General features: G+C 64.0%; 26 protein-coding genes and 1 tRNA gene. 16 read left to right on the forward strand and 11 right to left on the reverse strand.

The window, feature by feature from the left end; all coding sequences use genetic code 11:
- Positions 1-2 precede the first annotated feature (2 nt).
- The 4 genes from atpG (at position 3) to V6M63_RS21970 (ending at position 3527) form a co-directional block, all read left to right on the forward strand.
- Positions 3-869, forward strand: coding sequence for a F0F1 ATP synthase subunit gamma (gene atpG / locus V6M63_RS21955; protein WP_332745362.1), 867 nt, complete (start codon positions 3-5; stop codon positions 867-869).
- A 43-nt stretch (positions 870-912) separates the two neighbouring features.
- Positions 913-2343 carry a F0F1 ATP synthase subunit beta gene (gene atpD / locus V6M63_RS21960; protein WP_305678159.1) on the forward strand — a complete coding sequence of 477 codons (1431 nt, stop codon included), beginning with the start codon at positions 913-915 and terminating at the stop codon, positions 2341-2343.
- A gap of 74 nt (positions 2344-2417) precedes the next feature.
- Complete coding sequence (locus V6M63_RS21965; RefSeq protein WP_056266665.1) at positions 2418-2834, forward strand: F0F1 ATP synthase subunit epsilon; 417 nt, start codon at positions 2418-2420, stop codon at positions 2832-2834.
- Positions 2835-2954: 120 nt separating this feature from the next.
- Positions 2955-3527, forward strand: a complete 573-nt coding sequence (locus V6M63_RS21970; RefSeq protein WP_332745367.1) for a cyclic nucleotide-binding domain-containing protein — start codon at positions 2955-2957, stop codon at positions 3525-3527.
- Between the two features lie 14 nt (positions 3528-3541).
- Here V6M63_RS21970 and V6M63_RS21975 read toward each other — a convergent pair whose 3' ends face one another.
- From V6M63_RS21975 to V6M63_RS21985, 3 genes are read right to left on the reverse strand one after another with little or no spacing between them, the layout of a single operon-like run.
- Positions 3542-4069, reverse strand: a complete 528-nt coding sequence (locus V6M63_RS21975; protein WP_332745369.1) for a TPM domain-containing protein — start codon at positions 4067-4069, stop codon at positions 3542-3544.
- A 2-nt stretch (positions 4070-4071) separates the two neighbouring features.
- Positions 4072-4986 (reverse strand): TPM domain-containing protein, encoded by a 915-nt coding sequence (locus tag V6M63_RS21980; protein ID WP_332745371.1) that lies wholly within the window; start codon positions 4984-4986, stop codon positions 4072-4074.
- A complete protein-coding gene (locus V6M63_RS21985) occupies positions 4983-5591 on the reverse strand; it encodes a LemA family protein (protein WP_332745373.1) in 609 nt (202 codons plus the stop codon). Before V6M63_RS21985 ends, V6M63_RS21980 begins: the two co-directional genes overlap by 4 nt.
- 138 nt (positions 5592-5729) lie before the next feature.
- Here V6M63_RS21985 and V6M63_RS21990 point away from each other — a divergent pair, with 138 nt between their 5' ends.
- From V6M63_RS21990 to V6M63_RS22000, 3 genes are read left to right on the forward strand one after another with little or no spacing between them, the layout of a single operon-like run.
- On the forward strand, positions 5730-6167 hold the full coding sequence (locus V6M63_RS21990) for a YybH family protein (protein ID WP_332745375.1): 438 nt from the start codon (positions 5730-5732) through the stop codon (positions 6165-6167).
- Complete coding sequence (locus V6M63_RS21995) at positions 6164-7162, forward strand: YheT family hydrolase (RefSeq protein ID WP_332745377.1); 999 nt, start codon at positions 6164-6166, stop codon at positions 7160-7162. Before V6M63_RS21990 ends, V6M63_RS21995 begins: the two co-directional genes overlap by 4 nt.
- A gap of 10 nt (positions 7163-7172) precedes the next feature.
- On the forward strand, positions 7173-7709 hold the full coding sequence (locus tag V6M63_RS22000; RefSeq protein ID WP_332745378.1) for a DUF2946 family protein: 537 nt from the start codon (positions 7173-7175) through the stop codon (positions 7707-7709).
- A gap of 33 nt (positions 7710-7742) precedes the next feature.
- On the opposite strand, the gene V6M63_RS22005 is transcribed toward V6M63_RS22000, so the two are convergent.
- Positions 7743-8591 carry a c-type cytochrome gene (locus V6M63_RS22005; RefSeq protein WP_332745379.1) on the reverse strand — a complete coding sequence of 283 codons (849 nt, stop codon included), beginning with the start codon at positions 8589-8591 and terminating at the stop codon, positions 7743-7745.
- Positions 8592-8734: 143 nt separating this feature from the next.
- Between V6M63_RS22005 and V6M63_RS22010 the strand changes: the two genes are divergently transcribed.
- A tRNA-Arg gene (locus V6M63_RS22010) sits at positions 8735-8810 on the forward strand.
- A gap of 207 nt (positions 8811-9017) precedes the next feature.
- Here the strand turns inward: V6M63_RS22010 and V6M63_RS22015 are convergent.
- Positions 9018-9473: a MarR family winged helix-turn-helix transcriptional regulator gene (locus V6M63_RS22015; protein ID WP_332745380.1), complete on the reverse strand. Its 456-nt coding sequence runs from the start codon at positions 9471-9473 to the stop codon at positions 9018-9020.
- Between the two features lie 47 nt (positions 9474-9520).
- Between V6M63_RS22015 and V6M63_RS22020 the strand changes: the two genes are divergently transcribed.
- A complete protein-coding gene (locus V6M63_RS22020; protein ID WP_332745382.1) occupies positions 9521-10261 on the forward strand; it encodes a dienelactone hydrolase family protein in 741 nt (246 codons plus the stop codon).
- A gap of 120 nt (positions 10262-10381) precedes the next feature.
- On the opposite strand, the gene V6M63_RS22025 is transcribed toward V6M63_RS22020, so the two are convergent.
- From V6M63_RS22025 to V6M63_RS22035, 3 genes are read right to left on the reverse strand one after another with little or no spacing between them, the layout of a single operon-like run.
- Positions 10382-11263, reverse strand: coding sequence for an alpha/beta fold hydrolase (locus tag V6M63_RS22025; protein ID WP_332745384.1), 882 nt, complete (start codon positions 11261-11263; stop codon positions 10382-10384).
- 5 nt (positions 11264-11268) lie between these two features.
- Positions 11269-12249, reverse strand: coding sequence for a tripartite tricarboxylate transporter substrate binding protein (locus tag V6M63_RS22030; protein ID WP_332745386.1), 981 nt, complete (start codon positions 12247-12249; stop codon positions 11269-11271).
- Between the two features lie 27 nt (positions 12250-12276).
- Positions 12277-12879 (reverse strand): amino acid synthesis family protein, encoded by a 603-nt coding sequence (locus V6M63_RS22035; protein WP_332745387.1) that lies wholly within the window; start codon positions 12877-12879, stop codon positions 12277-12279.
- Between the two features lie 367 nt (positions 12880-13246).
- Between V6M63_RS22035 and V6M63_RS22040 the strand changes: the two genes are divergently transcribed.
- The 6 genes from V6M63_RS22040 to V6M63_RS22065 are packed head-to-tail and all read left to right on the forward strand — an operon-like array spanning position 13247 to position 18748.
- On the forward strand, positions 13247-14293 hold the full coding sequence (locus V6M63_RS22040) for a WD40/YVTN/BNR-like repeat-containing protein (protein WP_332745388.1): 1047 nt from the start codon (positions 13247-13249) through the stop codon (positions 14291-14293).
- 43 nt (positions 14294-14336) lie between these two features.
- Positions 14337-14963: a glutathione transferase GstA gene (gstA, locus tag V6M63_RS22045; protein WP_332745390.1), complete on the forward strand. Its 627-nt coding sequence runs from the start codon at positions 14337-14339 to the stop codon at positions 14961-14963.
- 18 nt (positions 14964-14981) lie between these two features.
- Positions 14982-16043, forward strand: a complete 1062-nt coding sequence (locus V6M63_RS22050; RefSeq protein WP_332745392.1) for a cyclase family protein — start codon at positions 14982-14984, stop codon at positions 16041-16043.
- Between the two features lie 21 nt (positions 16044-16064).
- On the forward strand, positions 16065-16715 hold the full coding sequence (gene gstA / locus V6M63_RS22055) for a glutathione transferase GstA (RefSeq protein WP_332745393.1): 651 nt from the start codon (positions 16065-16067) through the stop codon (positions 16713-16715).
- A 49-nt stretch (positions 16716-16764) separates the two neighbouring features.
- The gene (locus tag V6M63_RS22060; protein ID WP_332745395.1) at positions 16765-17733 is read left to right on the forward strand and encodes a Bug family tripartite tricarboxylate transporter substrate binding protein; all 969 of its coding nucleotides are present in this window, start codon (positions 16765-16767) and stop codon (positions 17731-17733) included.
- Between the two features lie 31 nt (positions 17734-17764).
- On the forward strand, positions 17765-18748 hold the full coding sequence (locus V6M63_RS22065; protein ID WP_332745397.1) for a Bug family tripartite tricarboxylate transporter substrate binding protein: 984 nt from the start codon (positions 17765-17767) through the stop codon (positions 18746-18748).
- Positions 18749-18751: 3 nt separating this feature from the next.
- On the opposite strand, the gene V6M63_RS22070 is transcribed toward V6M63_RS22065, so the two are convergent.
- Positions 18752-19474, reverse strand: coding sequence for an IclR family transcriptional regulator (locus tag V6M63_RS22070; RefSeq protein WP_332745399.1), 723 nt, complete (start codon positions 19472-19474; stop codon positions 18752-18754).
- A 583-nt stretch (positions 19475-20057) separates the two neighbouring features.
- The gene (locus V6M63_RS22075) at positions 20058-21035 is read right to left on the reverse strand and encodes a Bug family tripartite tricarboxylate transporter substrate binding protein (protein WP_332745400.1); all 978 of its coding nucleotides are present in this window, start codon (positions 21033-21035) and stop codon (positions 20058-20060) included.
- A gap of 176 nt (positions 21036-21211) precedes the next feature.
- Between V6M63_RS22075 and V6M63_RS22080 the strand changes: the two genes are divergently transcribed.
- Positions 21212-22129, forward strand: coding sequence for a LysR family transcriptional regulator (locus tag V6M63_RS22080; RefSeq protein WP_332745403.1), 918 nt, complete (start codon positions 21212-21214; stop codon positions 22127-22129).
- 125 nt (positions 22130-22254) lie between these two features.
- Here the strand turns inward: V6M63_RS22080 and V6M63_RS22085 are convergent, their stop codons facing one another.
- Positions 22255-23601 carry a class-II fumarase/aspartase family protein gene (locus V6M63_RS22085; protein ID WP_332745405.1) on the reverse strand — a complete coding sequence of 449 codons (1347 nt, stop codon included), beginning with the start codon at positions 23599-23601 and terminating at the stop codon, positions 22255-22257.
- Positions 23602-23624 lie beyond the last annotated feature (23 nt).

Genomic DNA, 23624 nt, shown 5'->3' on the forward strand with positions numbered 1-23624 from the left:
CAATGGCAGCAGGCAAGGAAATACGCGGCAAGATCAAATCGGTGGAGAACACCAAGAAGATCACCAAAGCCATGGAAATGGTCGCCGCCTCCAAGATGCGCAAGGCGCAGGAACGCATGCGTGCGGCCCGGCCTTACGCGGAGAAAGTGCGCCAGATCACCGGCAACCTGAGCCGAGCCAACCCCGAGTACACGCACCCCTTCATGCAGACCAACGACTCCAAGGTCGCCGGTTTCGTGGTGGTGACGACCGACAAGGGTCTCTGCGGCGGTTTGAACACCAACGTGCTGCGTGCGGTGACGATACAGCTCAAGGACCTGCAAGCCCGGGGACAGACGGCTGAAGTGGTCGCCATCGGCAACAAGGGCCTGGCGTTCATGAACCGCATAGGCGCCAAGGTGGTTTCCAGCGTGACCGGTCTGGGCGACACCCCGCACCTGGACAAGCTGATTGGCCCGGTGAAGACGCTGCTGGATGCGTACACCGAAGGCCGCGTCAACGCCGTCTACGTCTGCTACACCAAGTTCATCAACACGATGAAGCAGGAATCGGTGGTCGAGCAGCTGTTGCCGCTGAATGCGGGCACGCTGCACAACGGTGCCGGTGGCCGCGACTGGGACTACATCTACGAACCCGATGCACCGGCCGTCATTGATGAGCTGTTGCTGCGCTACGTGGAAGCCCAGGTCTACCAGGCCGTGGCTGAAAACATGGCGTCCGAGCAGTCCGCGCGCATGGTGGCCATGAAGGCCGCCACCGACAACGCCGGCAGCGTCATCAGCGAACTCAAGCTGGTCTACAACAAGACGCGTCAGGCTGCGATCACGAAAGAGCTTTCGGAAATCGTCGCCGGCGCCGCAGCGGTCTGAAGCAGCTGCTCAACAGAATCCGAGAAACGAAAAGGTACCCATCATGTCTCAAGCTACCGCACAAATGAACACCGGTGTTCAGGGCAAGATCGTTCAGTGCATCGGCGCCGTCGTGGACGTGGAATTCCCACGCAACCAGATGCCCCGCGTGTACGACGCCCTGAAAATGGAAGGCTCTGCCTTGACGCTGGAAGTCCAGCAGCAGCTGGGCGACGGCGTTGTCCGCACCATCGCGCTGGGCTCGTCCGACGGCTTGCGCCGCGGCATGGTGGTGACCAACACCGCCCAGCCGATCATGGTGCCCGTGGGCAAGGCCACGCTGGGTCGCATCATGGACGTGCTCGGCGCGCCCATCGACGAGCGCGGCCCGGTTGACCAGGCGCTCACCGCTTCCATCCACCGCAAGGCCCCCGCCTATGACGAGCTGTCGCCTTCGCAAGAGCTGCTGGAAACCGGCATCAAGGTGATCGACCTGATCTGCCCGTTCGCCAAGGGCGGCAAGGTGGGCCTGTTCGGTGGCGCCGGCGTGGGCAAGACCGTGAACATGATGGAACTCATCAACAACATCGCCAAGGCCCACAGCGGTCTGTCGGTGTTCGCCGGTGTGGGTGAACGCACCCGCGAAGGCAACGACTTCTATCACGAGATGGCCGACTCCGGCGTCGTGAACCTGGAGAACCTGGGCGAGTCCAAAGTGGCCATGGTGTACGGTCAGATGAACGAGCCCCCAGGCAACCGTCTGCGCGTGGCCCTGACCGGCCTGACCATCGCCGAGTCGTTCCGCGACGAAGGCCGTGACGTGCTGTTCTTCGTGGACAACATCTACCGCTACACGCTGGCCGGCACCGAAGTGTCCGCCCTGTTGGGTCGCATGCCTTCCGCCGTGGGCTACCAGCCCACACTGGCCGAAGAGATGGGCCGTCTGCAGGAGCGCATCACCTCCACCAAGGTCGGCTCGATCACCTCCATCCAGGCCGTGTACGTGCCAGCCGATGACTTGACCGACCCGTCGCCTGCCACGACCTTCGCCCACCTGGATTCCACCGTGGTGCTGAGCCGTGACATCGCCTCGCTGGGCATCTACCCCGCGGTCGATCCTCTGGATTCCACCAGCCGCCAGCTGGATCCGCTGGTCGTGGGCCAGGAGCACTACGAAACCGCCCGCGCCGTGCAGAACACACTGCAGCGCTACAAGGAACTGCGCGACATCATCGCCATTCTGGGCATGGACGAACTGGCACCGGAAGACAAGCTGGCCGTGGCCCGCGCCCGCAAGATCCAGCGTTTCCTGTCGCAGCCCTTCCACGTGGCTGAAGTGTTCACCGGCTCGCCCGGCAAGTACGTGACGCTGGCCGAAACCATCCGCGGTTTCAAGATGATCACCGCTGGCGAGTGCGATCACCTGCCCGAGCAGTCGTTCTACATGGTCGGCACCATTGACGAAGCTTTTGAGAAAGCGAAGAAGATGGCCTGAGCCAGCTAAGGCGGCGACTGGCTTTTGCCGGTCACCCCGATGCTTGCTTTCAGCCATTTTCAACAGGAGACCCTATGAGCACCATCCGCGTCGATGTGGTGAGCGCCGAAGCTTCCATCTTTTCCGGCGAAGCCAAGTTCGTGGCCCTGCCGGGTGAAGCGGGCGAGCTGGGCATTCTGCCCGGTCACATTCCGCTCATCACCCGCATCAAGCCCGGTGCCGTGCGCATCGAAAAAGCCGATGGCGGCGAAGAATTCGTGTTCGTGGCCGGTGGCATTCTGGAAGTGCAGCCGCACCACATCACGGTGTTGTCCGACACCGCGATCCGTGGCAAGGACCTCGACGAAGCCAAGGCCCTGGATGCCCGCAAGCAGGCCGAAGAGGCTTTGAAAAACGCCAAAAGCGACATCGATCTGGCCAAGGCCACGTCGGAACTGGCGGTCATGGCGGCCCAGATTGCTGCATTGCGCAAGTATCGGCAGAAGAAGTGAGCGCGCAGACCTCGGTCTGCTCCGCGTGAAAAGATCGGCTGCAGGCCGGTCTTTTTTTTGCCTGTTGTTCGCTGCAACATGTAACCGAATACCATGTGAGTGCGAACAAAGGCAGCCACGATGTCATCGATTTTTCAAAGTCCGGAACTGGCACCCGAAGAGGTGGCCGCACGGCTGTTGGTCACACCCTCGGCCCTGGCCGACCTCACGCTGGGCGATGCCCTCAAGGTGGTGGGCTACATGCGACCGAAGCTGATCAAGGCGGGCACGGTGATCATCCAGGAGGGGGAAGTCCGGCAGACCGACTACATGCTGTTGGTGCTCGAAGGTGATATCGCCGTGGAGAACGAGCTGCCTGGCCTGCACGAAAGCATGGTGGTCAACATCATGGGGCCGGGCCACCTGATCGGTGAGATGGGTGTGCTCGACGGCGCGCCTCGCTCGGCCACCTGCACCGCCAACACCGACATCGCTGCCGCCGTGCTCTCGCGCACCGCGCTCATGCGCCTGCTCAAGGAAGATCCACGCCTGGGTTCTCGTCTGCTGCTGGCCATCTCCAAGCGCATGGCCGACCGCTTGCGCGAAACCACCCGCAAGCTCAAGACCTTTGCCCAGATGAACAAGGCCTTGCAGCAGGAGCTGCAGGTGGTGATGAACAGCCGCAGTCCGCTGGACAAACGCAAGGGCGGCTGAGCCGCTGGCTCGGTTTACTGGCGAACGACTGCGTCGGGGAGCTCGTTGGGGCGCTCCGTCCCGACATCGGCTGGAAAATGCGCCACCAGCAGGGCAGACACTTCTTCCAGCGCCTGCGTGAGGCCGTCCTCGAATTCCCCCGATCGCAGGCGCGAAGCGAGCCGATCGACGATGGCCTGCCACTCCACTGGGCTCACGCGGCGCGAGAGCGCCCGGTCGGCCACGAACTCGATGGCGTGCTCGGCCAGCAGCACATAGATGAGCACGCCGTTGTTGTGCTCGGTGTCCCAGATGCGCAGACGCCCGAACCAGGTCAGGGCGCGCTCCCGCACCACGGCTGGCAGCGGGTTGGTCGACCCGATGCGCCAGAGGTAGCTCAGGGGCAGCGAGGCTTCAACACACAGTCGAACCTCGCCGGTGTGGCGCCCTTCGCTGGCCGCCACGCGGCGCGCGATGCGCTCGGCCATGTCGTCGGGGACCGCGCGCACGGTGTCCGATCGGTCCATCCAGCGGTGTTTGACAATGCGCAGCAGCTTGTTCATGTTCACCAGCCGCCCGAGGCGCCGCCCCCACCAAAGTTGCCGCCACCCCCGGAGCTGAATCCGCCACCGCCGCGCCCGCCACCAAAACCACCTCCGCCAAAACCGCCACCACCCCAACCCCCACCGCGGCCCCCACGGCCCGAGCTGCCCATGGAAGCCGCTGGCAGGAACTGCATGAACAGCGCCACGAGCATGCCGAGCAGGCCGGCGCCGATGGCCACCCAGAGCACGGTGGTGAGCACCCAGGCCAGCGCACCCGCGCCCACCCCGGTGAACACGGTGCCGAGCTTGTTGCCGAACATGCCACGCAGCAAGCCCGAGAGCATGGGCACGGCAAACACCAGGAAGATCAGCGCATCCATCCACTCAAAATTGCTGGAGCCCGCCGCGCGTTGCGCCGCCGATGCATCGGGCAGGGGCAGTTCTTCACCGCGGATGCGCGCCAGGATCTGGTCGACGCCGGCGTTGATGCCGCCCGCGTAGTCGCCCTGGCGAAACGCCGGTGTCACAACGCTGTCGAGGATGCGGCGCGCCATCAGGTCGGGGATCGCGCCTTCGAGCGCCTTGGCCGTGGCGATGCGCAGGCGCCGGTCGTCTTTGGCAATCACGAACAACGCGCCGTCCCCCACGTCGGCCCGCCCGATCTTCCACGCATCGCCCACGCGCTGGGTGAAGTCGGCGATGTCTTCGGGGGCGGTGGTGGGCACCATCAGCACCACCACTTGCGAGCCGTTGGATTGTTCGAACGCCGCCAGCTTGGCCTCGATGGTGGCAAGACTCGCGGCGTCCAGCGTAGCGGTCTGGTCGATCACGCGCGCAGTCAGCGCGGGCACGGGCACCAGACCTTGTGCCGATGCGAAGGCCACCACCCACCACAGTCCCAGCGCCAGCAGGCACCGGGCCCAGAAGCGTGTCATGGCTTCTTGAAGTCCACCGTCGGTGGCGCGGAGATGGCCGCTTCGTTGGCCACCTGGAAATTGGCCTTGGGCTTGTAGCCGAACACCATGGCGGTGAGGTTGCTCGGGAAGCTGCGCGAGAGCACGTTGTATTCCTGCACCGTCTGGATGTAGCGGTTGCGTGCCACGGTGATGCGGTTCTCGGTGCCTTCCAGTTGCACGCGCAGGTCGCTGAAGCCCTGGTTGGCCTTGAGGTTGGGGTACTGCTCCACCACCACCATCAGGCGGCTGAGCGCACTGCCCAGCTCGCCCTGCGCGGCCTGAAACTGCTGCATGGCCGCCGGATCGTTCAGTGTCTCGGGCGTCACCTGGATGCTGGTGGCCTTGGCGCGTGCCTCGATCACGCGCGTGAGCGTCTCCTGCTCGAAGTTGGCCTCGCCTTTGACCGTGGCCACGATGTTGGGGATCAGGTCTGCACGGCGCTGGTACTGGTTGAGCACCTCTGACCAGGCCGATTGCGTCTGTTCGTCGAGCCTCTGGAAGTCGTTGTAGCCGCAGCCAGTGAGGCTGAACGAGAGCAACAAGGCGGCAACCCAGGTGGTGACGGAGCGCAAGGATGTGTGCATAAAACCTCCAATGGCCGGCGGGCCGTTCATGCTGAGGCTCTGGCTGAGCCTTGAATCTGCGGGACTATACCCCTGGGGCGTGGCACTGGGCGGTTCGCCCGTTCGCGCAAGATCGGCGCTGCCGTCAAAATACGGCGCATGCGAAAACCCAAACTCCCGCCCGGCTCCCCCGACGACACGGAAGCCGCGTTCTACGACGCTCTGCAACACGCCGACATCGAACGCCTCATGGCCTGCTGGGCCGACGAGGACGACATCGTGTGCGTGCACCCCGGCGGACCCCGGATGGTGGGCCACGCAGCGGTGCGCTCGGCGTTCGAGGCCATGTTCTCCAACGGCAGCGTGCAGGCCACACCTGAAAAAGTGCGGCGCCTGGACGCGGGTGCCTGCAGTGTGCACAGCGTGGTCGAGCGTGTGGCCGTGATGAGCGACGATGGCTTTCAACATGCCTGGGTGGTGGCCACCAACGTGTATGCCAAGACGGCGCAAGGCTGGCGCATGGTGGCGCACCACGCCAGCCCGGGCATGCGCACCGAGCCACCCGAAATCCTCACCGCCAAGCCCGTACTGCATTGAACCCCGACGGCTTTCCCTACGCCGCACCGTGGTGGCTGCCCGGTGGCAATGCGCAGACCTTGTGGGCCGCGTTGGCCAGCCGCCGACATTTTGGTCCCGTGCCCCGGTGGACGCGCAGCCGCTGGATCGCGCCCGATGGCGACTTCATTGACGTCGATCAGGCGCAGCACACGTCGCTCGCCGGTGCGCCTTTGCTGGTGCTGTTCCACGGACTCGAAGGCTCGTCGGCCAGCCAGTACGCGGTGGCCTTCGCCGACTTTGCAGCGGCCAACGGACTGGCCTTCGCCGTGCCCCATTTCCGCGGCTGTTCGGGTGAGCTCAACCGCGCGCCACGCGCCTACCACTCGGGTGACTTCGAAGAGATCGACTGGATCCTCAAGCGCTTTGCAGCCGAACACCCCGGGCGGCCTCTGTTCGCTGTGGGCGTGTCGCTCGGTGGCAATGCGCTCATGCGTTGGGCAGCCGAGATGGGAGAGTCGGCCAGCCAGTCGGTGAGGGCGGCGGCCTCCGTCTGTTCGCCGCTCGATCTGGCCGCCGGCGGCCACGCCATCGGACGGGGCTTCAACCGCCTGGTCTACACCCGCATGTTTCTGGGCAGCATGGTGCCCAAGGCTTTGAAGAAGCTGGAGCAGCATCCCGGCCTGTTCGACCGCGATGCGCTGATGGCCGCGCGCAATCTCTTTGAATTCGACAACCTGTTCACCGCGCCCCTGCACGGCTTTCGCGACACGCAGGACTATTGGTCGCGCGCCTCGGCCAAACCCGTGTTGCACCAGATCCGCGTGCCCGCGCTGGCGCTCAATGCGCGCAACGATCCTTTCGTTCCTGCGGAGTCCCTGCCGAGCCCGCAACAAGTCGGCCGGCACGTGACCTTGTGGCAGCCGGCGCACGGAGGTCATGTGGGCTTTCCCGTCTCGCACGGGGTGCTCGGCGTGCCTGGCCATGTGCGCGCCATGCCCGAAGCCGTGGGACACTGGCTGCTCGCCCACCTCTGATCGGACACCCATGGACGACATCGTCAAGGCCGCCATGGCCAAGTGGCCCAACGTACCCAACTGCTTTGGTTGGCTGGGGCTGGATGCGCGTGGCAACTGGTACATGCGCGACGACCGCGTGCAGGCCGCCGGCGCGTTTCCCGCGAGCAAGGGCTCGCTGCTGCGGCACGAAAAACTCATCGACTTCATTCAGCGCAACTACGCGCCCGATGACGAAGGGCAGTGGTACTTCCAGAACGGACCTCAGCGTGTCTACGTGGAGCTCGAAGCCACACCGTGGATCTGGCGTCTTCAGCCCGATGGACGCGTGCTCAGCCACACCGGCGTGTTGGTGCACGTGCAGGACAGCCTGCTCGACGAAACCGGCAAGCTGTATCTGGTGACCGATCTCGGCATTGGCTTGGTGCACAGCGCCGACATGGTGCAGGCCGCCGATCTTGTGGATGCCCGCTTGTGGTCCCCGCAGGGTGTGCTGGCCGCCGACTTGCCCACCCTGGGGCGTTTCGTGCGCAACCCCCAACCGCCACACACAAAAAAGCCGGCTTGAAGCCGGCTTTTCAGTTGCATCGAGCCTGCGGTCTTACTTCACCGCAGCGAGCATGTACTGCACAGCCGCCTTGATGTCGGCGTCGGATGCAGCGGTGCCTCCTTTGGGTGGCATGGCGCCCTTGCCCTTGATCACGCTCGCGGTCAGACCCTCAAGACCCAGGCCCATGCGGGGAGCCCAGGCAGCCTTGTCGGCAAACTTGGGCGCACCAGCCACACCGGCCACGTGGCAGACCGAACAGGCTTGCTTGTAAAGCGCTTCACCCGCGCCGGCGGCCACCGTGGCGCTGGCCGCCGGTGCTGGGGCCGCTGGCGCAGCCGCGACCACAGCAACTGGCGCTGGCGCGGCAGCCGGTGCCGCGGCGGGAGCTGCAGCCGGCGCGGCGGCGGGGGCCGCCTCGGGCACGGCAAATTTGCCACCAGCGGCATTGGCCAAGTGCACCACGGCGCGACCGATCTCCGCGTCGCGGTAGGCGCCACCACCTTGTGCACCCATCGCGCCTTTGCCCTTGAGCGCGGACGTCAGCAAGGCTTCGTACCCGGTGGCGATGCGTGGCGCCCAAGCGGCTGCATCACCGAACTTGGGCGCACCAGCCACACCAGCGGCGTGGCAGGCCACGCACTGGGCGGCGTAAACCGCCTCACCCGTGGCCAGGGGACGGTTGGCGTCGCGCAGTTCGACCGTGCCCACGCGCTGGATGCGCTGCGCAATGGCCAGTTCGGGGTCGCCCGCGCCCATGGCGGGTTTGTTGCCCGAGGTCACGAAATAGACCAGGCCGATGATGATGAAGATGGGAGCGATGAATGCGAAGAACGACGTCCACAGCAACTGCGAAGGTGTCTTGATCGGGCCGGTGTGTTGTTCGTGCGCGTGGTCGCTCATGGTGTCCTCAAGGGGTGGCAAGGCGGGTCAACAAACCGACGGAGCTTGCCCGCGTGGAAGGGGTCGGAACAGCCTTCGATTATAGCCAAGGCCCTCTGCACAGACCTTTCAAATACCCCTCGCCTGATAGAATTCAAGCGGTTGCGGCTGTAGCTCAGTGGATAGAGTATTGGCCTCCGAAGCCAAGGGTCGTGGGTTCGATCCCCGCCAGCCGCACCAACAACGTTCAAGCCCTTACGTGAGTCATGCGGGATTTGGCAGCCGGAGTAATCTCGACCCGCCCCAGATAGGATGTCAGCTTCCGGGCGGTGAGACTCGAAGCGTGGATGTCGCAGATGGGCCCTGATCGGTTGTCCGCTGTCTCGGATCCCGCCATGAAGCGGCCATTGCTTCATGCCGCTCAGCACACCCCATCAAGGGAGCGAGCTACTCAGGACTTGCTATGCGGTCAAGGTTCGCAATAAGCCGTGTGAGCAGGGCAACAAGCTGGCTTTCTTCCTCACCCGTGAAGCCGTCCAATACGTCCCGGTTCCCTTGGAACAGCACCGCACAGGCTTCTGGCAATCGAGTTTGGGCAGTCTCGGTCAGCGAGATCAGGCTGCTGCGCCCATCGGCCGGGTCGGGCGTCCTGCAGATGAGCCCGTCGCGTTCCATGCGAGCCAGCATTTGCGCCATGGACGGCTGTTCTATCCGCGCGAAACTGGCCAGGTCACGCTGTGGCTGGCCCTGTTTCTCGTGGAGCGCAACCAGCACCGGCAGATGACCCACACCGAATCCCAAAGGCTTCAAACGCACCTCGCTCAGACGCGCAAATCCCCTCGCCGCCAGGCCGATCAGGTGCCCTGGGGTCGACAAAACTTTTGAGATTGGTGGATCTTGCATAGGCGCCTATTTTATTGCATAGTCACCTATGTTAAGCAAGGATCTACATGCCCACCAAACACATCACGATTCCGACCCCTGGCACCGACTGCCCGGCATACCTCGTGTCTCCGAGCGGAGTTGGGCCCTGGCCCGCCGTGGTCTTCTACGGCGATGCGGGTGGCATTCGGCCAGCCATGCTGGAGATGGCTACGCGCCTTTCCGAAGCCGGATATGTTGTGTTGTTGCCCGACCTCTACTACCGCTTTGGCCCTTACGCGCCGCTGGTTCCGACGGAAGTCTTCAAGGGCGATGTGGCAGCGATTCTTGGTCCCCTCATGGCGACCACGGGAGTCGACAAGGTTCGCAAGGACACGGAGTCCTTCCTGGCATACCTGGACACACGCAGCGACATCGCAAGCGCTGGCTTCGGCGCCGTTGGTTTTTGCATGGGCGGTGGAATGGCCATCGCTGCGGCGGCAACCTACCCCCATCGATTCTCAGCAGTCGCCAGTTTTCATGGTGGACATCTCGCAACTGACAGCCCAACCAGCCCTCATTTGCTCGTGCCCAATTTGGCTGCGCAGGTCTATATCGCGAGCGCAGAAAACGATGACAGCTATCCGCCTGCCATGGCAGCCTGTCTTGAAGATGCCATGACCCGGGCGGGCGTGCGCTATCGATCCGAGATCTACCGCGACGCTTCCCATGGCTGGATGGTCCCGGATTTTCCCGTCTACGACCAAGTCTCGGCTGATCGTGGCTGGGAGGCGATGTTGGCCTTGTTCAGCCAAGCTCTTCCAAGCTGAGCAGACAAGCCTGAGCCACAGCATTCAAAAGAGGCTCGATCTTCAGTCAACGCCAGCAGAAAAATGTCCGCAAATGAGCTGTCGCTCACGAGAGGCCCTGGAGTTGGAGTTGACCCGGAATCAACGAGGCTGCCTTCTGAGAAAGTCAGCCACCGCCTCGTTGAAGCGCTGCGGTTGATCGTCGTGGAGGTAGTGGCCAGCCCCTTCGATTTCAACGCCCTCGATGAGGGGGTTGGTGTCGAGCATCTGCTCGAAGGTCGTGCGCGCGAGGTAGTCCGAGCGCGCGCCACGCAACAGCAATGTGGGGCAGCTGATCTTCTTGATGCAGGGCCAGAGGTCGGGGTCGGGCTGGCTCGGATGCAGCCTGCACTGTGTGATGCCGGCCTGGTCGTGCACCCAGCCGATGCCTTCGGGCGTCTGGTGCATGGAGTTCGAGACCCGGGAGTCAATCGCCTCCTCGGTGACGTTGGGGCGGATGGAGCGCCAGAACCGCCGGGCTGAGTCCCAGTCGGCAAACACCGTGGGTGTCTGGCTCAGCTCATGGTTGATTCGGGTGGCACCTTCGCTGTTTCTGGAGGCGCCCGGGCCGCTGTCTTCCAGGATCAGGCTGCGCAGGCGCTGAGCGTTTTCCAGTGAATAGAGCAAGGCATTGTTGCCTCCCATCGAGTGCCCCAGCAGGTGCACGGCCTGCAGGTTCAGCGCGTCGAGGAAAGCGCCGATGTCTTTGGCATAACGCACCGCATGGTAGTCGCGGTGCGGATCCCAGTCGGTTTTGCCTCGACCGCGCTGGTCCAGTGCGATGACGCGAAATTCGCTGGACAGGGCAGCTGCGAGGGGTTGAAACGTTCGCGCGTAGCTGCGCAGACCGTGCAGGCACAAGAGGACGGGCGCGTCCGGTGGGCCCCATGACACGCTGTGAAAACGCATGCCTTCCAGGGTCACATAGGTTGAAACGCCTTCCTCGGGGGTGGCCGCTTGGGGCGGATGCTGCTTGTCGGGCATGGCCGCTACTTGGTGCTGATGGTGACTTGCTGAAGCATCTTGCGCGTGTTGGCGATGGAGCGTTCCCAGGCCAGGGCTGCCTGCGCGCGGGAGCCCGGCGCGTGTTGCAGGCCCAGTTCTGTCAACTGGGTCTGTATCGCCGGCAATGCCATCACCTTGGCCACGCCCGTGTGCAAGGCGTCAAGTGTTGCCGCAGGCGTGCCGGCGGGCGCAAAAAGGGCGAACCAGCCCGAGTCTTCCAGGCCCGTGACGCCGGCTTCCTTGAAGGTGGGTGTGTCGGGCAGGGTCTGCACGCGACGCGGGCCGGTGACCGCCAGCGGACGGATTTCCTGGTTGTCGACTTGCGCGCTGACGGCAGCGACGGTGAGGAACACGCTGTCGATGTGCCCGCCCCGCAGGTCGGTGATCGCCGGGGCGGAGCCCTTGTAGGCGACGTGCACCAGTTTTGTGTTTGTCCTGGCGGCCAGCAGTTCGCCCATCACGTGTGGCGAGGACCCGGTGCCGAAGGTGCCGAAGGTCAGTGACTTCTGGCGCGCCATTCGCAGCAACTGCTCCAGGTTTCCGACTTCCGAGTGGGCGCTCACCGCCAGAACCAGCGGGGTCTCCGCGACCATGCTCACCAGGGTCGACTTCTTGCGCAATTGGTCCATGAGAGCCTTGTCCTCGGACATCAGCGGGGCGAGCACGTGGGTGGAACTGCTGCCGAACGTGAGGGTATGGCCGTCGGCCGCGGCACGTTCCACGGCACGCATGGCGACGAGGCCGTTGGCGCCGGGCTTGTTGTCGACGATGACGGACTGGCGCAGTTGCTCGCCCAGCTTTTCCGCCACCAGGCGGGCCAGGATGTCGGTGCCTCCGCCGGCGGCAAAAGGCACCACCAGGGTGACTGGGCGTGCGCTGGGGAACGCAACCTGTGCTTGTGCGGCCGGGATCGTGCCCAGCCATGAAAGGGATGCCAGGGCGGTGAGGAGGAGTCTTTTATTCATGGGGTTCCTTGAGGGAGGGGGTCGTGGTCAGACGAGGCCATCGAGGCCCTGGACGTCGGAGGCCAGCAGGCCGCCCAGACGTGCGTTGAGGCGGCCGCGTGTGGCGAAGGCCCAGATGAGGATGACCTCGTCGCGGTTGGGGCCGTCGCCAAAAGTCGCGCTGACGGTGTCGTAGTGCGAGCGCACGTACAACGCATCTTTGTGGGCCAGCGGGATGTCGATGGTGGAGCCCGGGCCGCCGCGTTTGCCGGTGGATGGAACCCATGACTTGCCCCCGCCCACGCCCTCGCGCACGGGGTTGGCCGCCGGGTTGGTGAGCAGGGCATTGCCATGCTCGTACTCGCCGTCGATGCCCACCAGGCAGGCCTTGCCATAGCTCTGGATGGAACTGCCTCGGGCCGCTTCACGGATGCGGCGCCCGAACTCGCGGCCCAGGTCCGGAGAAGGCTCGATCCAGGGGGAGAGGTCCTGCACGTAGCGTCCGGCGAAAGGGTTGTGGAGGCAGGCGGCAATGACGATCTTGCGCAGCGGATCGCCGTCGGCAGGTGCACCTGTCTCGCCTGCCAGCGTGTCCTCGATCTGCAGGTACCACTTGCGAATGTGAAAGGGGCCGAAGTTGGGCGTTCTCATGGTGTTCGGAGATCTCTGGAAATGGGTGGGCGGGTGTGTGGCATCGACGCCCTCGCCGTGGTCTGAACAACAGCCAGCGGGCAATGGTGGTGTGTGCGGAGGCCTTGCATCACTGTTTGCCATATTGCGGTAAAAACTATACTACAGATAAACGCAAAAAAGCCATATTAGAGTAAATACTATGGCCTGAACTGAAGAGTTTGCTTGAAAATTCAGCAATGTTCTCGTTCTTGCCTTTGAGTTCGATGGTTGTGGCCGGTAAACTTATTCCCGCATAGAGATAATATGATGTTCATCATTTTTTTACGCCATGAGACTCGGTTGTGACAGCACCGACATGAGCCAAGACAACCCTGGAAAGGAAACCATGCTCCCCTTTGAATGCACCATCCTGGTGGCCACTGCCGGCCAGGGCATCCTGCGCAGCAACGACCAGGGGCAGACCTGGCACCGACTGGGTCTGAAGGAGGCCATCGAGTTCGATGGCACGGTGCGGGCGCTGGCCGTGGATCCGGCCCGGCCAGAGCGCATCTACGCGGGTGCTGACGCAGGGCTGTGCATCTCCGAGGATGGTGGCGTCCATTGGCGTCGCCCGGACAACCTCCTCAACGGTCAGGCGGTGTGGTCCATCGCGGTCGATCCGCGTGACCCTCTGGTGCTGTTCGCAGGCACCGGCGCGCCCTCACGTGCTGCCATCTACCGCTCGCGTGATGCTGGCGAGACCTGGTCCCGGCTCCCGCCCGACATCCCCGAGTTCTGTGCCGGGGTGAACCGTCCACGCCTGTTGACCATCTGCATCGATCCGGACGACAGCCGCGAGATCTGGTTCGGCATTGAAGAAGGCGGCGCCTGGCGCAGCCGGGACGGCGGAGACAGCTGGGTCCGGATTGATGAAGGTCGCGCCGGCAACATCCGCAACTCGGACATCCACGCGATCACGGTGCTGCCTGCCCAGGCGGACGCGCCCAAGACGGCGTTGGTGCTGACGGTCAATTGTGTGCATCGCAGCACCGACGACGGCGTGCATTGGGAGGGTGAGCTCTCACGCGACCGATTCGATGGCCTGTACTACACCCGGACGGTGCAACGACTGCCGGATTCGGACCGCCTGCTGCTGGCCATGGGTGATGGAACGCCAGGGCGGCGCACGCGCATCTACCAATCCGACGATCGCGCACAAACCTGGACCGAGTCGCGCATCGATTCGCCGCCGAACTCCACCGTCTGGGCGTTTGGCGTGCACGCTGCGCGCCCCGAACTGGTCTTCGCGGGCACCAAGTACGGCGATCTCTATCGGTCTGACGACGGCGGACGTCGCTGGCACAAGGAATGGCGGGCGTTCAGTGAGATCACGGCCGTGGCCTGGACGCCGACGAAGGCCGATCTGGTGGCGCACCCGCAGTCCACGCAGTGAACACGAATCCGACATTCAACCTTCCAGCCAGGAATCGTCCAACATGAAGCTCTACCTCACGCCGCATGCCTGTTCGCTGGCGGCCGACATCGTGGCACGCGAAGCCTCCATTCCGCTGGAACGTGTCTGGGTCGACGTCCGTGCCAAACGGCTCAAGGACGGCAGTGACTACCACCTGATCAATCCCAAGGGACAGGTCCCCGCGCTGCAGACCGACGATGGCCAGTTCCTGTCCGAAGGCGGCGTGATCATCCAGTATCTGTGCGATGGCCACGGTGCCGATGGGCTGTTGCCCGGTGCGTTGGGCATGGAGCGCTACCGTGTGCTTGAGTGGCTGAGCTTCATCAGTTCCGAGCTGCACAAGGGATTCACACCCCTGTTCCGTGCCACCACGCCGCCAGAGTACCGCGCGATCGCAATCGACAACCTGAGCAAGCGACTGGCCTGGCTCGACGCCGTCCTGCAGACGCGGGACTATCTCGTGCAAGGCCACTTCACTGCTGCGGATGCCTACTGCTACACGATTGTGATGTGGAGCGACCTGCACGACATTGACTTGTCGGGGTGGCCTCACCTGAGCGCCTATCTGCAGCGCATCGCCGATCGGTCCAGTGTTCGTGCTGCGCTGGCTGCCGAGCGCGAAGAAATTGCGTCCCGGGCCAAGGCCTGATCGACAGGGATGCAAACAATGACCCAACGATGGAAACGCCGCCCGAACGGCTCGAACTGGGGTGACTTCGGCTCCGATGACCAGCGCGGCTCGATGAACCTGGTTGGACCAGAGCAAGTGCACAAAGGCCTGGCCGAGGTCGCCGAAGGCCGCACCTTCAACCTGTCGCTGCCGCTGGACTACCCCGGGGGCACCGCGCTCCACCCCCGTCGCCAGCCCCCTCGCCGGTTCGCGACATTGCGCGGTGCACCGCAGGAGGGCGAACAGTGCTTCTGTTTTGCGATGTCGCGTGTCAACCCGTTCTACACCGACGTCTACAGCGATGACATGGTGGTGTTGCACACCCAGTACTCCACCCAGTGGGACGGGCTCGCGCATGTGGGCGCCGAGTTTGACGCCGATGGGGACGGCGTGGACGAACGGGTGTTCTACAACGGCTACCGCGCCGGGACGGATGTCTTGCCCGCCACGCGCGCGCAGAGCGCTGGACCCGCGGCCTGGGACACCTGGGAGAACCCGCAGGCGCTTGCGCTGGGCATCGAGCAGCTGGCCGACCACGGCGCCCAGGGCCGCGCCGTCCTGGTCAGTCTGCATCGCCACTATGGAAGGCAGAACCATGCGGTGGGCTACGACGACCTGATGCGAATCCTGGAGACCGACCGCGTGGTGGTCGAACGTGGCGACATGCTGTGTTTGCACACCGGTCTGGACGATCTCATCCTGTCCATGAACAAGCAGCCCGATGGACCGACATTGCTGACATCGTGCGCGGGCCTGGACGGCGGTGATCAGCGCTTGCTGAACTGGATCACCGACACCGGCGTGGCGGCACTGATCTCGGACAACTTCGCGGTCGAGCTCATGCCCAAGGGCATGCGAATGCAAGGTCGGCACGCCATGCTGCCTCTGCACGAGCACTGCCTTTTCAAGAACGGCATTCACCTGGGCGAGCTGTGGCGCCTGGGTGAACTTGCGCGCTGGCTGCAAGCCCATGACCGCAGCCGCTTCCTGCTGACGGCACCGCCGCTGAACCTGCCGGGAGCGGCGGGCTCACCTGTCACGCCCATCGCCACCGTGTGAATCGTCCGAGGAGCACAGACCATGAAGCTGTATCACGAAGTCCGCGGTTGCTCGCTGGCGGTCGACATCGTCGCGCGCGAACTGCAACTGCCGCTGGAACTGAAGTGGGTCAACATGAAGACCAAGCGGCTGGAAGATGGCTCGGACTACTTCGCCGTCAATTCCAAGGGCACCGTGCCCACGCTGGAGATGGCGGATGGTCGGCACCTGACCGAGGGCTGCATCATCATGCAGTACCTCGCAGACCAGTGTCCTGGCACCTTGCTGCTGCCCGCGTCGGGGATCGCGCGCTACCGGGTTCTGGAGTGGATGAGCTTCATCGCTTCCGACTTGCACAAGGGCGGTTTCATGCCGTTGTTCAAGGCCACGACGCCACCCGAGTACAAGGCGATCGCACGCCAATACGTGCAAGGCAAGCTGCAATGGATCAATGACCAACTGGCCGGTCGCCCCTTCCTGCTGGGCGACGCCTTCACGATCGCGGATGCGCACTGCTACACGATTGCCATGTGGACACGGGCCCACGACATCGACACGTCTGACTGGCCCAACCTGGAAGCCTATCTTGCGCGGGTGAGCGCACGTGCCAGCGTGCAGGCGGCCGAAGCGGCCGCAGCGGCGCAGGGCGCGACAGAGCGCGCCGAGCATGGGCAGATCGCCACGGCGCGCTGATCCACCTTTCTGTTCCCCCTTTCCCACCAGCCCTTTTGGAGGACTTGCCATGTTGCTGCTGAAACGACTGCTTCTGCTGGGCGTCGCCGCCTGTGCGCCATTGATCGCCACCGCCGATGAGTACCCGAACGCCACGGTCCGTCTGGTCGTCGCCTTCCCGCCTGGCGGCGGCACCGACGGTGCCGCCCGCCTCCTGGCCGAAAAGCTGGGGCCTGAGCTGGGGCAGGCGATCGTGGTGGACAACCGTGCGGGAGCGGGCGGGACCATTGGTGCCCAGTCGGTCGCGCGGGCCCGGCCAGATGGTTACACGCTGCTGTTGGGGACCGGCGCCGAGCTCCTGATCAACCCCGTCACCCGCAAATCCGCGCCGTACGAACTCCTCAAGGACTTCGTGCCCATCACCGAGGTGGGGGGTGTCACCTTCGTTCTGGTGGTTCCTGCCAATTCGCCAGCGGGCAGCGTGCAGGACTTGGTGGCGCACGCCAAGTCCATGCCAGGCAAACTGAATTTCTCCTCGTTCGGCATGGGGTCGACCAACCACCTCGTGGGGGAACTGTTCCTGTCGGCCACCGGCACAAAAGCCACGCACGTGCCCTACCAGGGCAGCCAGCAAGCCATGACCGCACTGCTGTCCGGGGAGGTTGACTTCGCTTTCGAGACCGCGGCGGTGGCCTTGCCCCAGATCAAGGCCGGGAAACTGAAGGCGCTCGCGACGCCCTCGCCGCAGCGCCTGAAAGACCTGCCCGATGTCCCCACGCTGCAGGAGGTCGGCTACAAGGATCTGGTGGCCGAAGGCTGGATGGGCGTGTTCGCCCCGGCAGGAACACCTGCCCCGGTCATCCAGAAGCTTGGCCAGGCGCTGGTCAAGGTGATCCGTCAGCCGGACGTGGATGCCAGGCTGACTTCCCGAGGCGTGCTGGTCACGGCCAGCGACACCGATGCTTTCCGCAAGAAGCTTGCGGTCGAGTTCGACAAGTGGCGCCGTGTGGCCAAGGACGCGAACGTGTCGCTCGATTGAACCCCCCTCACCCAACCCCAGGAGAATGTCCATGACCCGATCTGTCCTCTCACGCCGCGCAGCGGTGGCTGTCGTGCTGGCTGCCGCAAGCGCCGTCGCGACGCCGGCGCTTCATGCCCAGAGCTATCCCACGCGCCCGATCACGCTCGTCGTTTCGTTCGAGCCGGGCGGGTCTACCGACATCTCTGCCCGGGTCATCGCGCAGGAACTGTCTGCACACCTTCAGCAACCGGTGGTCGTCGAGAACAAGGGGGGTGCTGGTGGCCGCATCGGTACCAAACTCGCGGCACAGGCCAAGCCCGACGGCTACACCCTGCTCTGGGGAAGCGGCAGCAGCCTGACGGCGGCCCCCGTGCTGTACTCGAACCAGGAACATGTGGCAACCCTGGTGCCGGTCAGCCTGGGTGCCACCCAGCCGTTCGTTTTCGCGACCAGTCCAGCATTGGGTGTCAAAACCACGCAAGACTTCATCGCGCTCGCCAAACGAAGCCCGGGCGCATTGAACTTCGCATCCGCGGGTACCGGGTCCAGCAACCACCTGCTCGGCGAGATTTTCATGTCGATCACGGGAACCCAACTGGTCCATGTGCCCTACAAGGGGGCGGCCTTGGCCAAGGATGCGTTGATCCGTGGCGACGCGCACCTCATGGACGAGGTGACCTCACCGCTGATTGGCGCCCTGCGTGCAGGGCAACTGGTTCCGCTGTTCTCGACGGGTGAAAAGCGCGACCCCATGTTTCCCGACATCCCGACCGCAGCTGAAGCCGGTCTGCCGGATCTGACCATTCAGGGGTTCTTCGGACTTCTCGCACCTGCGGGAACGCCACCGCAGATCGTCGCAAGGCTCAACGAGGCCATGCGTGTGGTTCTGGCCTCGCCTTCGGTCACCAAGGTATTCGGCAATCTGGGCTTCAATGCGGCATACAGCACACCGGAGCAGATGGCGGCCCGCATTTCCGAAGGCAAGGCCACCTACGCCCGCATCGTCAAGGAGCGGCAGATCCGCGTTGAATGAACGCTACAGGTGCTGATCGGCCGACAGCCGTCTGCTGATCGATTCGGCTGTTTTCATCACGAGCTCGGCGATCGCTTCGCTGTTGAACAAGGCCACGCGCGAGTCGTTGCCGAGCGCGGTGATGCTGGCCACGGCGAGGCGGCCCCTGCCCAGAATCGGGGCGGAAATGCCGGTCTTCCCCTCATTGAGTTCTCCCGATGTCCGGCAATGGCCGGCACGCCGTATCTTTTGCATTTCTTCGTAGAAGGTGTCCCAGTCGGGGATGCCGCTGTCTTCCTCCAGCAACTCGGCATGCAGCTTGCGCAGCCGTGATGCGGGCAGGAAGGCAATCAACGCCTTGGAGCTTGCTCCGCGGGGGACGGGCACCGGACGGCCACGACCGAAACGCAACTGCCGCTGCGTGTCGTTGTACTCGGTATGCACCGTGATGATCGAGTGGCCATAGAGCTTGGAGAGGAATACGTCCAGCCCCGTTTGTTCTGCGAGGGCGCTCATGGGCGGCGCCGCCGCACGAATCACGGGGTCGGACTCGCGTATGCACCGGTCCAGCTCGATGATGCGCGGGCCCAGTGTGATGCTTTTGTCGAGCCGCACCAGCAGCCCGACTTTGGACAGCTCTTGTATGTAGCGGTAGCCGGTGCTCTTCGGGACCCCCAGGCGCTGGGCAATTTCTTCAACAGTGAGTGACGGCACGTCCGTGGAAAAGAGTGCGAGCGTCGTGAGCATGCGCGAGAGGCTTGACTCGCTGCCAGCGTTGTCGGGAGGTGTTTTCTCAGGCACGTTTGAACTCAGGTCTCAAAGTAATGGGGAGCCGCGACGCTGATGGCTGAGGGGCTTCGACGGCAACAGACCCTTGCCGCATCGAGCCTTCGAGATGGATGCGTGCGTGGAAAGTATTGACGCCTTGACCGTACCTGCAGCACCAACGCGGTTGGGCCCGGGCAACGGAGTTTCGCATTGTTCGAGAAGCAAACCGGCGAAGAATTTCACCAAGGGCTGGATGTTGTCGCAGGAGCTGGCCTGCTCAAGGGCCTTCGAAGCAGATGCCGGCCGTGCGCCGGCCGTGCTCGGCCATCAGTCGCTGGGCCCCGGTTGAGGAGCGGCGGAGCCCGTTCGGCGAGGCCAGGAGATGGCCTCGCCGACATGCAACGAAGGCAAGCGGCTGCTCGTGCATGGCACGACCGACACGCTGGTACCTCACGCCACCACTTCGGGCGGCTGCGATCGGCTGACGAGCGAACGCCGCGTTCGTGGACTTCGAACTTGAAGTTCGTCCAATGTCTGGGGGCCAGTCCAAATGCGGGGCGGTTCAATCTGCTTTCAGTTTCGCCGCCTGCACCACCTGCTTCCATTTCACTTGTTCGGCCTGCACGAAGCTGCGCATCTCGGACAGGCCCATCGCGTCGACTTCAGCACCGTGCTCTTCGAGGCGTTTGACGATCGCAGGGTCGGCAAGGACCTGGTTCAACGTCTTGTTCAACTGATCGAGCACGGGCGCGGGGGTCTTGGCTGGCGCGAAGAAGGCGTACCACTGCGACACGTCCACATTGTCGATGCCCTGCTCCTTGAGCGTGGGCACATCGGGCATCAGCGGGGACCGCTTCAGGCCGGCCAGGCCAAGAGCCTTGAGCTTGCCGTTCTTCACGTTCGGCATCGCCGTGAACAAGCTGGGGAACATCACCTGCGTCTGGCCGGCAATCGTGTCGGTCACGGCCGGCGCAGAGCCCTTGTACGGGATGTGCGTCATGCTGGTGCCGGTGGACAGTCTGAACATTTCCGCCGCGAAGTGCGGCGCCGTGCCGCTGCCGGCCGACGCATAGTTGATCTTGTCCGGGTTGGCCTTCATGAAGACCGCCAGTTCCTTGGCGTTGCTGGCCGGCACCTGGGGGTTGGCCACCATGAGCGTGGCCGAATAGCCCACCATGCCCACCGGCTCGAAGTCCTTGACGGGGTCGTAGCGCAGTTTCTGGAGTGCGGGGTTCATCGCATGGGTGGCGATGTAGCCCAGCATCAGCGTGTAGCCGTCGGGCGCGGCGCGCGCGACGAACTCGCTGGCGATCGCGCCATTGCCGCCGGCCTTGTTTTCCACGATGACGGATTGCTTGAGGATGACGGACATGGCCTGACCAATGGTCCTGGCCATCGCGTCGTTGGCGCCACCGGCCGACGTCGGAACGACGATGGTGATGTTCCTTTCAGGATACGCAGCCAGCACTGCGCCACACGCGAAGGTGGCGGCAATCGCAACGGCAACGGCGCTGAGTGCACGTCGTTTTTGAATCTGCATTTGTCTTCTCCAATGGGTGGGGGTGACCTTGATGGTTCGCCGCGAAGGGCTTCCTGGTGTGTACAAAGCCTTCATCGCGGAACGTATCGTCGCCGTTGTCCAACGGCAAGTAAATTGCATGTTTGCGAATCATTGATGCACAATTTGGATCAACCGGAACACCCTTCCACGTCCCCATGGCCATCAACTTCAACCTCAACGACCTGCAGGCATTTCGCGCCGTGGCAGAACTCAGCAGCTTTCGCAAAGCAGCCGATGCGCTCCACGTTTCGCAGCCTGCGTTCAGCAGGCGCATCGAAAAACTGGAGGAGGCCCTGGGCGTCAAGTTGCTGGAGCGCACCACGCGCAAGGTCGAACTCACGGCAGTCGGCCGGGACTTTGACAGAAAGGTGCAGCAATTGCTGGATGAGCTGGACAACACCTTGCTGGGCATCCGCGGCGTGGGAAGCACCCGCATGGGCGAAGTCACCATCGCCTGCGTGCCGTCCACGGTCTATTACTTCATCTCGCACGTGATCTCGCGTTACCGAGAGCAATACCCCAAGATCCGGGTGAAAATCTTCGACGCCAGCGCGAACGATGTGTTGTCCGCCGTGTCGCGCGGCGAGGCGGACTTCGGGCTCAACTTCATGGGCAGCCAGGAGCCGGATATCGAGTTCAAACCGCTGCTGGAAGAGCGCTTCGTGGCGGCCTGCCGCCGCGATCATCCCCTCGCCAGAAAGCGCCGCGTGTCCTGGGCCGAGCTGGCCAAGTACGACTACATCTCCGTGAGCAAAGCGTCCGGCAACCGCTTGCTGATCGACCAGGCCTTGTCCGGCCAGACCGGCCTGCCGCAGAACATCTACGAAGCGCAGCACGTCACGACCATGCTGGGCCTGGTGGAAGCGGGGCTGGGCGTGGCGGCGGTGCCTTCGATGGCCATGCCCGCGCCCGGTCATCCGTTGCTGGTGAGCGTGCCGCTGGTGGACCCGATCATCACGCGCAAGGTCGGGCTGATCCGGCGCAAGGGCCGTTCGCTCTCACCGGCGGCGCTGCAGCTGTACGAGTTTTTCGCAGAGATGAAGGCCAAGCGGGGCAAGGCCCGCAGCGCCTGACACAACACCGACCAGAGGCGCCAAGGGTCCGGCTCCGCCGGCCCAAGGCGCCGTCCCCCCTCGAAGCGCCGAAGGCGCGCAACAGCGGGGGGAAGCCGCGCAGCGGCGCAGCGGGGAGTTCCACTTCAACCGCGCGCCGCGAGCACGCGATCGACCATGACGCCAGCCTGGCCCAGGTGGTTGGACGGCTCGCACATGGCCTCGAGCTGGGCACGGGTCACGTGCGGGGTGATCTCCGGATGCACGGCCAGAATCTCGATCAACGGCCGGTTTTCCTTCAGCGCCTGGCGACACAGGTCATAGACCAGATCGTGGGCGTATTCACGGCCGATGTAGGGGCCCAGGCCCATCATCACCGCCTCCGACATCACCAGGCCATTGGTGATGTCGATGTTGGCGCGCATGCGGCTGGCGTCCACTTCCAGACCCTTGAGCACGAACTTGGTCTGTTTCAACGCGCCGGACATCAGGCAGAAGATCTCGGGCAGCGACACCCACTCGATCTCCCATGGACCGGTGGAGCGCTCGTGGTCGGCCACCATCGCATCCATCAGTGCCGCGGCATGCTGGCGGGCGACCGAGATGTTGGCGTGGATGTAGAGGCAGGAGATCGGGTTGCGCTTCTGCGGCATGGTGGACGACGAACCACGGCCCGGCGCATAGGGCTCGAACACCTCCGCCACTTCGGTCTGCATCATGAGCTTGACATCCATGGCGATCTTGCCGAGCGAGCCGCCGACGAGCCCCAGGAACGCGCCGACTTCGGCGATGGTGTCGCGCACGGTGTGCCACGAGATCAGCGGCTGGGCCAGGCCCAGTTCCTTCATCAATCCCGCCTGCGTTTCCATGGCGCCCGTCTCCAGTGACGACAACGTGCCCGAGGCGCCACCGAATTCCCCCATCAGCACACGCGGTTTGAGCTGTCGAAGCCGCTCCCGATGCCGGTCGATGCCCGCCAGGATGCTGGCCATCTTGTAGCCGAAGGTGATGGGCGTGGCCTGCTGCAGGTTGGAGCGCCCGATGACCGGCGTGTCCCGGTACTTTCGGGCCAGCGAGGCGAGCGCTTCGCCAATCTCGTTCAAGTCCTGCTCCACCAGTGCAAGACCCTCGCGCATTTGAAGCACGGCGGCGGTGTCGGTGATGTCCTGTGTGGTGGCGCCCCAGTGGCAGTACTCGCCGAGCTTGTCGCGGCAGTTGGCGTTGATCTGGTTGACGACCGCGATGATCGGGTAGCCGATCTGTTCGGTCTTGGCCTTGAGCTTCACCCAATCGATCTGCGACAGCTCGCAGTTCTTGACGATCTCGTCCGCGGCCTCCTGCGGAATGATGCCGAGTTGTCCTTGCACCTTGGCCAGCGCGCGTTCGATGTCGAGGTACTTGGCCGTGCGGTTCTCGTCGGACCAGACATCGCGCATGCGCGCGTCGCTGAACATGTCGCCGAAGATGCGCGAATCGATGATGGTGGAAGCCATGGTGTGTCTTTCTCCGTGGTGTT

Origin of the sequence: Hydrogenophaga sp. (assembly GCF_036675665.1) — a bacterium.
GTDB lineage: Bacteria > Pseudomonadota > Gammaproteobacteria > Burkholderiales > Burkholderiaceae_C > Hydrogenophaga.

What these genes read in the sequence shown, in the direction of transcription:
- V6M63_RS22015 (WP_332745380.1), bottom strand. Translation starts at nt 9,473, where the DNA reads ATGCAAGATCCACCAATCTCAAAAGTTTTGTCGACCCCAGGGCACCTG.
- gstA (WP_332745390.1), top strand. Translation starts at nt 14,337, where the DNA reads ATGAAGCTCTACCTCACGCCGCATGCCTGTTCGCTGGCGGCCGACATC.
- V6M63_RS22085 (WP_332745405.1), bottom strand. Translation starts at nt 23,601, where the DNA reads ATGGCTTCCACCATCATCGATTCGCGCATCTTCGGCGACATGTTCAGC.
- atpD (WP_305678159.1), top strand. Translation starts at nt 913, where the DNA reads ATGTCTCAAGCTACCGCACAAATGAACACCGGTGTTCAGGGCAAGATC.
- V6M63_RS22035 (WP_332745387.1), bottom strand. Translation starts at nt 12,879, where the DNA reads ATGAGAACGCCCAACTTCGGCCCCTTTCACATTCGCAAGTGGTACCTG.
- V6M63_RS21965 (WP_056266665.1), top strand. Translation starts at nt 2,418, where the DNA reads ATGAGCACCATCCGCGTCGATGTGGTGAGCGCCGAAGCTTCCATCTTT.
- atpG (WP_332745362.1), top strand. Translation starts at nt 3, where the DNA reads ATGGCAGCAGGCAAGGAAATACGCGGCAAGATCAAATCGGTGGAGAAC.
- V6M63_RS22030 (WP_332745386.1), bottom strand. Translation starts at nt 12,249, where the DNA reads ATGAATAAAAGACTCCTCCTCACCGCCCTGGCATCCCTTTCATGGCTG.
- V6M63_RS22065 (WP_332745397.1), top strand. Translation starts at nt 17,765, where the DNA reads ATGACCCGATCTGTCCTCTCACGCCGCGCAGCGGTGGCTGTCGTGCTG.
- V6M63_RS22005 (WP_332745379.1), bottom strand. Translation starts at nt 8,591, where the DNA reads ATGAGCGACCACGCGCACGAACAACACACCGGCCCGATCAAGACACCT.
- V6M63_RS22020 (WP_332745382.1), top strand. Translation starts at nt 9,521, where the DNA reads ATGCCCACCAAACACATCACGATTCCGACCCCTGGCACCGACTGCCCG.
- V6M63_RS21985 (WP_332745373.1), bottom strand. Translation starts at nt 5,591, where the DNA reads ATGCACACATCCTTGCGCTCCGTCACCACCTGGGTTGCCGCCTTGTTG.
- V6M63_RS22075 (WP_332745400.1), bottom strand. Translation starts at nt 21,035, where the DNA reads ATGCAGATTCAAAAACGACGTGCACTCAGCGCCGTTGCCGTTGCGATT.
- gstA (WP_332745393.1), top strand. Translation starts at nt 16,065, where the DNA reads ATGAAGCTGTATCACGAAGTCCGCGGTTGCTCGCTGGCGGTCGACATC.
- V6M63_RS21990 (WP_332745375.1), top strand. Translation starts at nt 5,730, where the DNA reads ATGCGAAAACCCAAACTCCCGCCCGGCTCCCCCGACGACACGGAAGCC.
- V6M63_RS22040 (WP_332745388.1), top strand. Translation starts at nt 13,247, where the DNA reads ATGCTCCCCTTTGAATGCACCATCCTGGTGGCCACTGCCGGCCAGGGC.
- V6M63_RS21970 (WP_332745367.1), top strand. Translation starts at nt 2,955, where the DNA reads ATGTCATCGATTTTTCAAAGTCCGGAACTGGCACCCGAAGAGGTGGCC.
- V6M63_RS22025 (WP_332745384.1), bottom strand. Translation starts at nt 11,263, where the DNA reads ATGCCCGACAAGCAGCATCCGCCCCAAGCGGCCACCCCCGAGGAAGGC.
- V6M63_RS22080 (WP_332745403.1), top strand. Translation starts at nt 21,212, where the DNA reads ATGGCCATCAACTTCAACCTCAACGACCTGCAGGCATTTCGCGCCGTG.
- V6M63_RS21980 (WP_332745371.1), bottom strand. Translation starts at nt 4,986, where the DNA reads ATGACACGCTTCTGGGCCCGGTGCCTGCTGGCGCTGGGACTGTGGTGG.
- V6M63_RS22060 (WP_332745395.1), top strand. Translation starts at nt 16,765, where the DNA reads ATGTTGCTGCTGAAACGACTGCTTCTGCTGGGCGTCGCCGCCTGTGCG.
- V6M63_RS22000 (WP_332745378.1), top strand. Translation starts at nt 7,173, where the DNA reads ATGGACGACATCGTCAAGGCCGCCATGGCCAAGTGGCCCAACGTACCC.
- V6M63_RS21975 (WP_332745369.1), bottom strand. Translation starts at nt 4,069, where the DNA reads ATGAACAAGCTGCTGCGCATTGTCAAACACCGCTGGATGGACCGATCG.
- V6M63_RS22070 (WP_332745399.1), bottom strand. Translation starts at nt 19,474, where the DNA reads ATGCTCACGACGCTCGCACTCTTTTCCACGGACGTGCCGTCACTCACT.
- V6M63_RS22050 (WP_332745392.1), top strand. Translation starts at nt 14,982, where the DNA reads ATGACCCAACGATGGAAACGCCGCCCGAACGGCTCGAACTGGGGTGAC.